This is a genomic window from Gardnerella sp. KA00771 (assembly GCF_049244045.1).
In the GTDB taxonomy this organism is placed as follows: Bacteria; Actinomycetota; Actinomycetes; order Actinomycetales; family Bifidobacteriaceae; genus Bifidobacterium; species Bifidobacterium swidsinskii.
The window spans coordinates 300,761-313,099 of sequence record NZ_CP058368.1; the positions used below are offsets into that span (position 1 = coordinate 300,761).

Genomic DNA, 12,339 nt, shown 5'->3' on the forward strand with positions numbered 1-12,339 from the left:
CAAACGAGAATTACGTATCTGCCGCAAAAGGAACAGTATGCAAAATGTTGAAATTCAGCCAAAAATAACGTTTGACGCTAGTCTTTCACCCAACTCAGCTTTTGCTAAAGCAAACGCGAATATTGCGCTGATTAAGTATTGGGGTAAGCGCGATGAAAAGCTGATTTTGCCTTATACTTCCTCGCTTTCGCTCACCCTTTCGGATTTGTTTACAACTACAAGCGTAAGTTTTGCGAATAATCTTGAACAAGATACTTTTACTTTAGATAATGAAAAGATTTCGCCGTCTGCAAAACCTTTTCGTCGCGTAGTCGCTATGCTCGATTTGGTGCGTGAAATTGCAGGAATTTCAACGAAAGCAAGCGTTATTTCGCATAATATTGTGCCAACTGCTGCCGGTCTTGCATCGAGCGCGTCTGGTTTTGCAGCTCTTGCGTCTGCTGCCTCGTACGCTGCTGGATTAAACCTAACTCCACGAGAACTTTCTAGACTTGCAAGATGTGGTTCTGGTTCAGCTTGTCGTTCGATTTTTGGAGGACTTTCAATTTGGCATGCAGGTTGCGACGACGAAACATCTTACGCAGAGCCTATTGAAAACGCACAAGTTGCGCTTAAAAATTTAAACCTTGCTATGATTGTTGTTACTTTGGACGATAGCAAAAAGCCGATTTCTAGCCGAGAAGCGATGCGCAGAACGGTTGAAACTTCGCCAACGTATATGCAATGGGTTGAGCAGTCGAAAGACGATCTTGAAATTGCTAAAAACGCAATTAAGCGAGCAGATATTGAGCAATTGGGTGAGGTTGTTGAACGCAATGCTTTTGGAATGCACGAAACTATGCATAATGCTGTTCCGTCGGTGAATTATTTAACTAGCAGCACGCATATTGTGCTTGAAGCGGTTAAAAATATGCGAAAAGATGGTTGGCTGGTGTGGTCTACGATGGATGCTGGTCCAAATGTGAAGGTGCTTACTTCTGGAGATGATGCTTATCGTGCGATGTGTCAGTTGCGCTCGCGAGTTGAGGATGGTTTACGTAATTCTAGCGTTTTTTGTAATACAGAATATTGCGAGCCGAAATTTGCGATTGCGCTGCCAGGTGACGCTGTGACGGTGAGTACGAGTTTAAAATAGGCGGATAATATGACTCAAGTGCGCTCTAGTGCCCCAGGAAAGCTTTATATTGCTGGCGAGTATGCTGTTGTTGACGGCTGTGCTGCAATTGTTGCTGCTGTTAATCGTTATGTAACAGTTAGCATAAGTGATGAAACCTTAAACGAAGAGTTACGCGAAAATTTGCAGAAAAATGCGCCTAGTAGCAGAAATTATTGTGGTGTGATTACGTCAGATGCTGAAAAATATAAACCGCTTCTTTGGGCGCGTGCATCCGACGGAAGTATTGAAATACAAAACGACGGAAAATATGCTTATGTGCTCGCTGCAATGGGCGTAGTCGACGCTTATGCTAGTGAGAAATGTGCGCCAAATATTAACCGAAAAAGTTACAATGTGCATATTTTTAGCGAACTTGATGATGTAAAAACTGGTAGAAAATACGGTCTTGGATCTTCTGCTGCAGTAACTGTTGCAGTTATCCGCGCGTTGTGCAAATGGTATGATTTGAATCTTTCGACTCCAGAAATTTGCAAGCTAGCATTGATTGCGTCGTCGAGTGTTAAAAAATCCGGAAGCGGTGGAGATGTTGCTGCCAGCTCTTATGGCGGTTGGATTATGTATCGCGCGTATAACCGAGAGTGGCTTGAAGCTGAGCTGACGCTAGTAAAATCCGGATGCTCTGATTTCGGTGAGTTGTTGTACAAAAAGTGGCCACGACTGGAAGTTAAGCGTTTAAATGTAGATAAGTCGCTAAAACTTTTAGTCGGGTGGACTGGTTCTCCTGCGTCTAGCGCAAAGCTAGTAAGTAGCGTAGAAAGTAGCGTTAAAACTAGTGCTGAAGGTAGTACGGAAAGTAGCGTCGAAACTAGTGCTTTTGACAATAAAAATCAACTTTTTACTTACGAAGATTTTTGCAAACAAAGTGAGATTTGCGTGCAAAAACTTGCGCGCGCAATTGAAAAGTTTGAAATAAGCGAAATTTCTAGCGGTTTTGCTCAAAATCGTGCGTTGTTACAAAAATTAAGTGCTCTTACTGGAACTGTTATCGAAACACATGAACTTACAAAATTTATTGAAATTGCGACTTGTGCCGGTATTCCTGCAAAAACTAGCGGCGCAGGCGGGGGAGATTGTGCAATTGCGCTGTCGACAATTTATGACAATAATGTAATTGAAACTATGAAATCTACTTGGGAAGCCAATGGAATAAAGCCATTGAATATTGATGTTACGGAAATTTTTGGAACTGGTAAGCCTTCTGAAAATATTGTATTAGACGCGTTTGTTAAGAGTCGCGAACCTAATGCACAATCTGCTCAATCTTGCACAATACAAAACCGCAAAGACGCGCATATTGCGCTTGCGGACAAGCAGTATAAAACTCGTGCAGATTCAGATTTTGACAAAGTGCGTTTTGTGCCGAATGCTTTGCCGCAAGTTGCGCTTGAAGAAATTGACGCTAGCGTGAACGTGCTAGGAAGCGAAGTATGCGATTCTGTGCATTGGTGCTCGCCGATATATATTAACGCAATGACCGGCGGAAGTGATGCTGCTAAAAAAGTGAATGCAAGTCTTGCTAGAGTTGCTGCAAAAAATTCTGTTGCTATGGCGAGTGGATCTTTGAGTGCTGCTCTTCGAGACGAAACTTTACTCAGCACTTTCAGTGTCATAAGAAGCGAAAATCCACATGGATTTGTGATGGCAAATGTTAGCGCTGGAACTAGTGCGTCTGATGCATTGCGTGCTGTAAACATGATTCATGCGAATGCGTTACAAGTGCATTTAAATGCTGCACAAGAGTTGGTTATGCAAGAAGGCGATCGCGATTTTCGAAATTGGTTGTGCAATATTGAGTCTATTGTCAGTGCGTGCGAAGCACTAAGCGTGCCTGTGATTGTGAAGGAAACTGGATGCGGAATTTCTGCTAAAGATGTTCATCGTCTTAAAGATGTTGGAGTGCGCACTGTAGATGTTTCTGGTCGTGGCGGAACTAATTTTGTAACAATAGAGAATGCTCGCAGGAACTTAGGCGACTGTGATTATTTGGCTGATTGGGGTCTTACTACTGTTGAGTCGCTGGTTGACATACGCAAGTGTGATTCGTTAAAAAATATGGAAGTTTTCGCAAGTGGAGGAGTTCGCACGCCTTTGGATGTTGTGCGTGCGTTGGCTTTGGGTGCTTCTGCAGTTGGTGTCGCTGGCGAGTTTTTGCATACGCTTATGCATGAAGGTGAGGATGCGCTTTCTTTGCAAATTGATAACTGGCAGAAGCAAATTAGGGTGATTATGGCTCTTCTTGGATGCAAGACAGTCAAGGATTTACAAGAAAAGACTGAGTTCGTGCGCGCGGATTGTCTTGGTAAGTGATATACTTGTGTAGTTGTGCGTTCAAGCGTGCTTATTTGTTTATGCAATGTGCGTAAGTAATTTGCGTAAGTAGTTCGTGTGTTTGAATGACGCAAGACTTGCAAGTCAAAGAAAATAGGAGTCCAATTATGGCAGCTCGTTGCGCAGTATGTGGCAAGGGACCTCAGACTGGTTTCACTGTTTCACATTCGCATATCCGCAATAAGCGCACCTTCCGCCCGAACCTTCAGCCGGTTCGCACCACCATTGATGGCGAGAACGTTCGCCTTCGTGTGTGCGTGAAATGCATTAAGGCTGGCAAGGTTCAGCGCGTTGAGGCGTGATTCGCGCATTGTATTGCGTTTAAATTGTAAGGCCCTGAGTGTTGCTCGGGGCTTTTTTGTATTTGCATATTTTTTCGTGCGCACGTTATATTCCTGATTGCGAATGATTTATAATCGAAATATGCTAAATACGCCCACGAACTCAGCCAAAATGCATACTTCGCTTTGTGCAATAATCAGCAATAAGCGACGCGTTTCTGCATTAAAATCTTTGGGCATAGTCACAGTCAAAGACGCGCTAACTTACTACCCATTTAGAGTCACAAGTCCACTGAGAATTGCGAACTTAAAAGATGTAAAAATTGGCGAAGAAGTGGCTTTCTATGCGCAAGTTCAGTCAATTAACGTTGTGCCTATGAACGCTCGTCGCGGTTTTAGAATCGAAATTAACGTTTTGCAAGATATGCAAGTGGTAGCTCAGCTTATTTATTTTTCTAAAAATCGTCAATACGCTCAGTGGCTTTCCGCAAAGATGCATGTTGGCGAAATGGTTGTTGTTGGCGGCATGTCTAGCGCTTTTAATGGTAAATTGCAATTTATGCATCCTCAAATTCTTACTGTATCTGCTGCAGAAGAAAGCGATAGCTTGCATCAATCTCGCGATACTGTAAGAAGCGTGGAAGATGGTTTGGCGCGTATGAGCGCTCCTATGCCCGTGTATCATGCAAATTCGCGAATCTCTAGTGAGCATATTCACGAAACAATACTTTCTATGCTGTCTGCACTTTCTGAAGATTCTGCATCTTCCGCATCTTCCGCATCTTCCGCATCTTGCGCTACTGAATCCCTGCAAATCCCAAATATTACGCCTGAATCAGTGCTAAAAAAACGTAACCTCATGACTAGAGCGTCAGCAATATACTCAATTCATAATCCGCAATCAGTTGACGAATTTTATAAAGCTGTTGACTCGTTGCGCTATGAAGAAGCTTTTATTTCCCAAGTAGCTGTATTGCGATCTCGTGAAGATTCTAAAGATAATCAAGCAAAATCTTGTAATAATTCTCTTATAAGAAATGAATTTGTGGAAAGTTTGCCGTTTGAGCTTACTGCAGGTCAAAAAGATGTAATTGATGAGATTGTACGTGACATGCGTGAGCACCATCCGATGCGTCGCTTGCTTCAAGGTGAAGTTGGTTCCGGAAAAACAGTTGTTGCGCTCGCTGCAATGCTCGAGGCAGTTGGATCAGGCTATCAGGCTGTGCTTGTGGCTCCTACTCAAGTTCTGGCGTCTCAACATGCCGAAAATTTGCGCCAAATGATTGCGCGCGCGAATCTAAAAGTGCCTGTAATCGTCGTAACTGGCGGCATGAGACTTGCGGATCGCAGACGTGCGCTAGCGAGTGTGGCAAGTGGAGAGCCTTCGCTTATTGTTGCAACTCATGCAGCGTTCTCGTCGACTTTTAAGCCGACTAATTTAGCTTTGGTAATTATTGACGAGCAACATCGTTTTGGTGTTGAGCAGCGCGATGTTTTGTTGCGCAAAATGAGCGTAGATTCGCATAATAGTGCTGAAAAGTCTTTTACACCGCATCTTTTAGTAATGACTGCAACGCCTATTCCGCGCTCTGCTGCTATGACGTGGTTCGGTGATTTGGATGCTTCGTATTTAACTGAACTGCCTGGAGGTAGAAAACCTATTCGCACTTTTGTTGTGCAAGAATCGGATGCGAATACTATGGCGAGAATGTTTGCGCATATTCGTGCTCGCATTGATGCAGGTGAGCGTGCGTATGTTATTTGCGCGCATATTGATGATGATTTTAATGAGGATTCTGGTAGGGATTCTGGTAGTGCTTCTGTTAGTAATTTTGGTAGGGATTTTGATAGCGATGAATCTGAAGGTTTTGAAGATGTTTCGCAATCTGTGCAATCTAATCAATCTGAAGAAAATAACGCAGATTCTTTGCGCAAACTTCATACAGTTAACGGCATTTTGAAGCGGCTTTCAGCTTTGCCGCAATTTAAAGGCGTTACTTTTGCTAAGCTTACTGGTCGCGACGATGATGCTACGAAACGCGAAACGATGGAACGTTTTGCGCGCGGAGATGTGCAAGTTCTTGTAGCTACAACGGTTATTGAGGTCGGTGTTGATGTGCCTCAAGCGAGTTGCATTGTGATTTTTGACGCGGATCGTTTTGGTCTTGCGCAATTGCATCAGTTGCGTGGACGTGTTGGGCGTGGTGGCACGAATTCTTGGGCATTTTTGGTTGCGCAAACTGAGGATGGAAGTCTTGCTCAAGAACGTTTGCAAGTTGTTGAAAATTCGCTAGATGGTGCCGTAATTGCTAAGAAAGATTTGGAATTGCGCAATGTTGGCGATGTTCTTGGCGATAAGCAGTCGGGTGGTCGCTCGAGTTTGAAGATTTTGCGAGTTGTTAAGGATGCAAAGATTATCGCTATGGCTCGTGAAGATGCGTTGGAGACTTTGCAAAAAGACACTCATCTTGTTTCGTTGCCGTATCTTGCAGGTGCAGTGCTTGATTTTACGAGAGGTGGAAGTGCGCAAATCGTAAGCAATTAAAATTCTAAAGTTCTGAATTTGCGCGCAAAATATCTTATAAAGATTACAATATTGTATGAATAAATTATCCTATAAAAAAAGTATAAAGAAAAAATTATTGCATATTTATGCACTTAATTTAGTAAAAAATACGGTAAGAAACTATTTTTAATTGATAATTAATATCAACTTTTGTTGGATATAATATAAAAAAACAACAAAATTACATAAATTTACGTGCATATTATGAGAATTGTGAATATCCTAGATAGTAGGCATCATTTGTAATCACAATAGAGATGAGGCGACAATGACCGAACGCGAACAACAAATCTTGACTTGGATTCAACAAAACCCGATGATTAGCCAACAGGAACTTGCAAATCTCGCAGGAATTACTCGTTCAGGTGTGGCTGCTCATATTTCCAATTTAATTCGCAAAGGATATTTACGAGGTAAGGGATATATTGTTACTCCTCCAAGTTATGTGACTGTTGTTGGCGGAATTAGCATGGATGTTCTTGGCATTGCTTGCGGAGATTTGATGGATTACACGTCTAATGCTTCCCGTGTGCGCTATATGCTAGGCGGTGTTGGAAGGAATATTGCAGTCGCGTTGGAACGTCTTAATATTCGCACAAGCATGGTTTCTGTCTACGGTGGCGATCACAACGGAGAGCTTTTCCGCATTGATGCTGCTGCAAACGGCTTAGATATTGGTTATGCGAAGCAACTTCCTGAGTCGATGACTGCTTCGTACATGTATGTTGGTGACGCTTCTGGTCAGCGTTTGCTTGCTTTAGACGATATGAGTATTTACGACCATATGACTCCTGATTTTTTGCGTGAGCGCATGTCCATTATTGAAAATGCTGATATTTTGGTGTTGGATACTAATATTCCGCAAAAGTCAATTGAGTGGCTATGTGACCGTTATCGCCGTCCTATTGTTGTTCGTGCAATTACGGATGCAAAAGCTCCTCGAGTGCTTTCTAGATTGTCTCGTATTGACACTCTTATTTTAGATACTGCTGAATCGCAGGCTTTAACTGGCGTTAATGCTGTTGACGAGCGTTCTGCAATTCGCTGTGCGAATGTGCTTCTCAAGCGTGGAGTAAAACGTGTATTTGTAAATGCCGGTCGCGCAGGAGTTGCTTATGGTGTTGCAGATGAGGGAGTGTCGTTCTATCCTGTCCCAGTTAAGCGCGTCCAGAGAATGATGCTAACTCGCGGAAATAGCAATGTTGGTGTTGAAGCAGTCGGCAACGACAACGGTTCTAGCGATGCTGCTACTGCGGCGCTTATTTACGCGCGATATAACGAATTTGATTCTTCAAAAACTGGCAGATTTGCGGTTGCTGCTGCAGCTTTGAATACTGAATCTATGCAGCCTGTACATGAGTTGTTTAATCCAGAACTTATTTCTCAACGCATGACGAATATTCATGAGCGCATTTAATTAGTGCTTTTTGCGCTGATTTTATTTCTTTTATTTAATTTACGAATTAATCTTGTAAATTTTTCTTGCATACAATAGTAGGTCTGCTATACTTGTTATTAGTCATTTGTTTAGTTATATAAACAAATGTTAGGTAATTAGTGTTGTATGATGCAATGGAGCGTATGTGCAGCGAAATGCGTAGTGGCGTACGAGCATGGATCATAGAGCAATTTACGCATAAATTAACAGCAGTTAGTAGCAAACGTAATAGCAAAAATAACTGAAAACTATTTACGTAAGTTATTAACAAGAAGTTAGTTATCTACGAAGGAGTAATGATGACTTCAATCATCCTAGATTGCGATCCTGGCCATGATGACGCCATGGCTATTCTGTTGGCACTTGGTAACCCAAATATTGAGTTGCTCGGCGTAACTACAGTTGGCGGCAACCAAAGCCTTGAAAAAGTCACGTATAATGCGCGTGCAACTCTCGAAATGGCTCGTGCAACTCACATTCCAGTTCACGCAGGCTGCGACCGACCAATGGTCCGCCCTCTGGAAGTTGCGGCTTCCGTGCACGGCGAAAGCGGCTTAGACGGCGTAACGCTTCCAGAACCAACGCGACCATTGGACGAAGGCCACGCTGTAAATTGGATTATTGATACGATTATGAGCAACGAACCTGGCACGATTACGCTTGTACCAACTGGTCCGCTCACCAATATTGCTATGGCAGTGCGCCTTGAGCCACGAATCGTAAGACGTGTGAAGGAAGTTGTGCTCATGGGCGGCGGATATCACGTTGGTAATTGGAGCGCGGTTGCTGAGTTTAATATTAAGGTTGATCCAGAATCTGCGCATGTTGTGTTTAATGAGGATTGGCCTATTACTATGGTCGGTCTTGATTTGACACATCAGGCACTTTGCACTCCTGAAGTGCAAGCAAAGATTAATGCTATTGGCACGCCTCTTTCTGCGTTTGCTAGCGGTTTGATGGACTTCTTCCGTAAAGCGTATAAGGATAATCAAGACTTTATTGATCCGCCAGTTCATGATCCTTGCACGATTGCTTATTTGATTGACCACAGTGTGGTGGCTACTCGTCGCTGCCCTGTAGACGTTGAAATTAAGGGCGAATTAACAGTTGGTATGACCGTTGCAGATTTGCGCGGACCAGAACCATCCGCAGAAGAATGCCATACGCAAGTTGCAACCAAACTTGATTTCGATAAATTCTGGGATTTGATTATTGACGCGCTGAAGCGTATCGGCTGATTTGTACTAGAATTATTCACGATATTTTGCGCAACAATACTGCAAATTTACCGAAAGAAAATAAAGCGGCAAAGTTGCGCGAAAATAAAATTTATACGAAATTTGATATGAGGCTATTATGACTGAAGTTTCATCTCCAACGCCTTCCATGCTAGACAAGGGTGGGCGATCAATTGTTGCGTTAATGACGGCGCTACTCGTTGCTATTTTTGCTTTCCAGCTCAACGCTTCAATGCTTTCTCCAGCATTAGCAACAATGACAAAAGAGCTTCACGCAACCGATACGCAAATCGGCTTAACTCAAACAGTGTTCTTTACTGCTGCTGCTTTATTCTCACTGTTTTTGCCGCGCTTATCTGATTTAGTCGGTCGTAAGAAGGTGCTTATTGGCATTTTGATTTCAACGATTGCGGGCTGCGTAGTGTCTGCGCTTGCTCCAGATGTGAATATTTTGATGCTTGGACGTATTTTGCAGGGTGCTTCTGGTCCTGTAGTGCCGATGTGCTTGATTATGCTTCGCGTGCGCGTAACTGAAGAAAAGCGTTACGCAAAGCTAATGGCAATTTTGACATCTGTAAACGGTGGTATTGCTGGCGTTGATGCGTTGCTTGGCGGTTGGCTTGCTGGAAAGTTTGGTTTCCGTTCGGTGTTCTGGACTATGGCAGGTATTGCTGTAGCGGCAGTGATTATGGTGATTGTTGCTGCTGAAGAATCTTATGCGGAGGAAACTTCAAAGATGGATTGGTTGGGCGTTGTGACGCTTGGTATTGCGTTCCTTGCAGCATATCTTGCTATTAATGAAATTGATAAGCTTGCAAATGCTAACTTGACTATGGTTGCAGGCCTTGTGGTAGTGGCTGTAATCTTCTTCGCGATTTTCTGGAGAATTGAAGGAAAGATTGCTGCTCCTTTGGTTTCGACGCATTACATGAAGCAGCGTCGCACGTGGGGCTTGCTTTCTTGCACGCTGCTTACCATGACTGGCGTTTTTGCTTTGATGAATGGTGTAGTGCCGCAGCTTGCTCAGGATGCTAAGTTTGGTGCTGGCTTGGGTGCTGACGTGGTGAGCTTTGCAACGTTGACGCCTTACGCAATTATTGGCTTCTTGTTTGGGCCTGTGGCTGGTATGCTGGCTGCCAAGTTTGGTTACCGTTTGGTACTTCGTGCTGGCATTATTGTCAGTGTGATTGGCGTTGTGTTTGGTATGTATGTTGCTAATAATCCATCGGTGTGGTCTTTGGTTGCGCTTTCGCTGGCTTTGGGCGTAAGCTACGCAGGTGTTGCAAACATTATGCTTAACGGACTTGGTATTGTGCTTTCTCCAAAGGATAATCCAGGATACTTGCCAGGCATGAACGCTGGTGCTTTTAACTTGGGTGCTGGCTTAAGCTTTGCAATTCTTTACGCTGTGATGACGAATGTTGCAGGAACTAATGGTGCAACAGGCGGATACATGGCTTCGATGGTTGCGGGCATTGTGTTACTTGCGCTTGCGTTTGCTTGCTCCTTCTTAATCCCGAATCCTGAAGAAGTAAATAAGTAAGATTGACGCGTGAGTTTGCGTAATCTTAAGTGAATAAAATTAAGCGGTAAAGCTAGGATTTCCTATGCTTTGCCGCTTTTTGCTTTCTGCGCGCGACACTTCCTTTACACAGCTGTAAAGCGAGTATCGAAACCGAAAACAAATGCCAGTAAATTCTCCAACAAATGTGTTTAAAACTCATAGACAATACTAAATAATCACAAAATCGCATTGAGTAACAATGACTGTCGGGAGGGGGAGGATAAGCTAGAAGAATGCACATTATTGCTGGACGTTTTAAATCTTTGCCGCTTACTTCAGCGCAGTCGTGTACAAGACCTACTACAGATCGCACGAAAGAAGCGATATTTTCTAGGCTCGATTCGTGGGATGTTATGCACAATGCTCGCGTTCTTGATTTATTCGCCGGCACAGGTGCGTTAGGAGTTGAGGCGCTATCTCGTGGCGCGCGTGAGCTTGTTTCTGTTGAAGCAAATTCGCAAGCGGCTGCGCTGATACTTCGTACGTCGAAAGCGTTGCAGAGTTCAAAGGCTTGGGATTCTGCGCTTTCTATGAGGGTTCTTCGAAAGCGCGCGGAGCAGTTCGTTGCGGATTATAGTGGGGAAGCGTTTGACTTGGTTTTTATTGATCCGCCTTATGCTTACGAAACTGCGGATTGCGAAAGTTTATTGGCTTCGATGATTGCGAGCGGAGTTGCGAGCGTTTCTGCGGATACGTTGATTGTGTTGGAGCGTAGCGCGCGAAGTGTTTTGCCGACTATGCCTGAGGGCTGGGAGCTGTTTGATACGCGTAATTACGGAGAAACTTCCGTGCTGTTCATTCAGCCTAAGCGCGATTGATTTGATTTTCTGCGTTTGTTTCTAAAATGATTCGAAACTATTGACAGTTTTTGCGCGGATGTTCGCCGGAAACTTCCCATCCGAGCGACATAAGCGTTTTTCGATCCGATTTATCTAGCTTGTGGCAGTCCAATTTTTTAATCAAGTCAGGTCGAATTTCGCTTGTACGAGATATAGCTTCATCTCGACGAAAACGATCAACTTTGGCGTGATTTCCGGAAGTGAGTATTTCCGGAACGCTTATACCGCGCCAAGTAGTTGGACGCGTGTATTGATGGTGTTCCAAAAGTGCGTCCGAGCCTGTGTACGACTCTTCAACAATCGACTCAGGATTTCCCATAAACCCCGGGATTAAGCGTGTAATTGCCTCAAGCATAACGCTTACTGCAACTTCTCCGCCATTTAGCACGTAATCGCCAATTGAATACTCGCGTACGTCAATTCCTTGCGCTCGGTAATATTCTGGAATCCTAGCGTCGTAGCCTTCGTATCTGCCGCATCCAAATACTAAATGATTTGCGTTGCTTAATTCTGTTGCGTCTTTTTGCGTAAATAGTGGGGCAGAAGGGTTCGGGAATATAAGAATTGGTTTAGTTGAGTCTATTTTATTAGTCGCGATTTTTGCTTCTTCGCAACTATCGCACGTATCGCACGTATTTTTTACTTCAGATTTTGGCAAGCTAAGCAGCTCGTCTAAGCATTCCGCCCAAACCTCAGGTTTCATAACCATGCCAGCACCACCGCCAACCGGCGTGTCATCAACAGATTGATGCACATCGTGAGTCCATTTGCGTAAATTGTATGCGCGAATTTGCAATAAACCATTATTTTGCGCTTTGCCTAACAAACTTAGGTCTAGCATGCGAAAATATTCTGGGAATACGGAAATAATATCGATGTCCATCATAAGGCACTCTACTACGAAAACT

9 protein-coding genes are annotated in these 12,339 nt (G+C 43.6%); 8 read left to right on the forward strand and 1 reads right to left on the reverse strand.

The window, feature by feature from the left end; genetic code table 11:
• Positions 1-37 precede the first annotated feature (37 nt).
• The 8 genes from mvaD (at position 38) to rsmD (ending at position 11,410) form a co-directional block, all read left to right on the forward strand.
• On the forward strand, positions 38-1,135 hold the full coding sequence (mvaD, locus tag HXT57_RS01410) for a diphosphomevalonate decarboxylase (RefSeq protein WP_103013808.1): 1,098 nt from the start codon (positions 38-40) through the stop codon (positions 1,133-1,135).
• Positions 1,136-1,144: 9 nt separating this feature from the next.
• On the forward strand, positions 1,145-3,484 hold the full coding sequence (gene fni, locus HXT57_RS01415) for a type 2 isopentenyl-diphosphate Delta-isomerase (protein ID WP_415693577.1): 2,340 nt from the start codon (positions 1,145-1,147) through the stop codon (positions 3,482-3,484).
• Positions 3,485-3,612: 128 nt separating this feature from the next.
• Positions 3,613-3,807: a 50S ribosomal protein L28 gene (gene rpmB / locus HXT57_RS01420; RefSeq protein ID WP_012913853.1), complete on the forward strand. Its 195-nt coding sequence runs from the start codon at positions 3,613-3,615 to the stop codon at positions 3,805-3,807.
• Positions 3,808-3,910: 103 nt separating this feature from the next.
• Positions 3,911-6,331, forward strand: a complete 2,421-nt coding sequence (locus tag HXT57_RS01425; protein WP_421783621.1) for an ATP-dependent DNA helicase RecG — start codon at positions 3,911-3,913, stop codon at positions 6,329-6,331.
• A gap of 289 nt (positions 6,332-6,620) precedes the next feature.
• A complete protein-coding gene (locus tag HXT57_RS01430) occupies positions 6,621-7,769 on the forward strand; it encodes a PfkB family carbohydrate kinase (protein ID WP_033888575.1) in 1,149 nt (382 codons plus the stop codon).
• 320 nt (positions 7,770-8,089) lie between these two features.
• Complete coding sequence (locus tag HXT57_RS01435; protein WP_033888576.1) at positions 8,090-9,028, forward strand: nucleoside hydrolase; 939 nt, start codon at positions 8,090-8,092, stop codon at positions 9,026-9,028.
• Positions 9,029-9,146: 118 nt separating this feature from the next.
• Positions 9,147-10,571 carry an MFS transporter gene (locus HXT57_RS01440; RefSeq protein WP_004110247.1) on the forward strand — a complete coding sequence of 475 codons (1,425 nt, stop codon included), beginning with the start codon at positions 9,147-9,149 and terminating at the stop codon, positions 10,569-10,571.
• Positions 10,572-10,825: 254 nt separating this feature from the next.
• Positions 10,826-11,410 (forward strand): 16S rRNA (guanine(966)-N(2))-methyltransferase RsmD, encoded by a 585-nt coding sequence (gene rsmD, locus HXT57_RS01445; RefSeq protein WP_103013810.1) that lies wholly within the window; start codon positions 10,826-10,828, stop codon positions 11,408-11,410.
• A gap of 37 nt (positions 11,411-11,447) precedes the next feature.
• Here rsmD and trmD read toward each other — a convergent pair whose 3' ends face one another.
• On the reverse strand, positions 11,448-12,314 hold the full coding sequence (gene trmD / locus HXT57_RS01450; RefSeq protein WP_004110250.1) for a tRNA (guanosine(37)-N1)-methyltransferase TrmD: 867 nt from the start codon (positions 12,312-12,314) through the stop codon (positions 11,448-11,450).
• Positions 12,315-12,339 lie beyond the last annotated feature (25 nt).

What these genes read in the sequence shown, in the direction of transcription:
- HXT57_RS01425 (WP_421783621.1), top strand. Translation starts at nt 3,911, where the DNA reads ATGATTTATAATCGAAATATGCTAAATACGCCCACGAACTCAGCCAAA.
- mvaD (WP_103013808.1), top strand. Translation starts at nt 38, where the DNA reads ATGCAAAATGTTGAAATTCAGCCAAAAATAACGTTTGACGCTAGTCTT.
- HXT57_RS01435 (WP_033888576.1), top strand. Translation starts at nt 8,090, where the DNA reads ATGACTTCAATCATCCTAGATTGCGATCCTGGCCATGATGACGCCATG.
- fni (WP_415693577.1), top strand. Translation starts at nt 1,145, where the DNA reads ATGACTCAAGTGCGCTCTAGTGCCCCAGGAAAGCTTTATATTGCTGGC.
- rpmB (WP_012913853.1), top strand. Translation starts at nt 3,613, where the DNA reads ATGGCAGCTCGTTGCGCAGTATGTGGCAAGGGACCTCAGACTGGTTTC.
- trmD (WP_004110250.1), bottom strand. Translation starts at nt 12,314, where the DNA reads ATGGACATCGATATTATTTCCGTATTCCCAGAATATTTTCGCATGCTA.
- rsmD (WP_103013810.1), top strand. Translation starts at nt 10,826, where the DNA reads ATGCACATTATTGCTGGACGTTTTAAATCTTTGCCGCTTACTTCAGCG.
- HXT57_RS01440 (WP_004110247.1), top strand. Translation starts at nt 9,147, where the DNA reads ATGACTGAAGTTTCATCTCCAACGCCTTCCATGCTAGACAAGGGTGGG.
- HXT57_RS01430 (WP_033888575.1), top strand. Translation starts at nt 6,621, where the DNA reads ATGACCGAACGCGAACAACAAATCTTGACTTGGATTCAACAAAACCCG.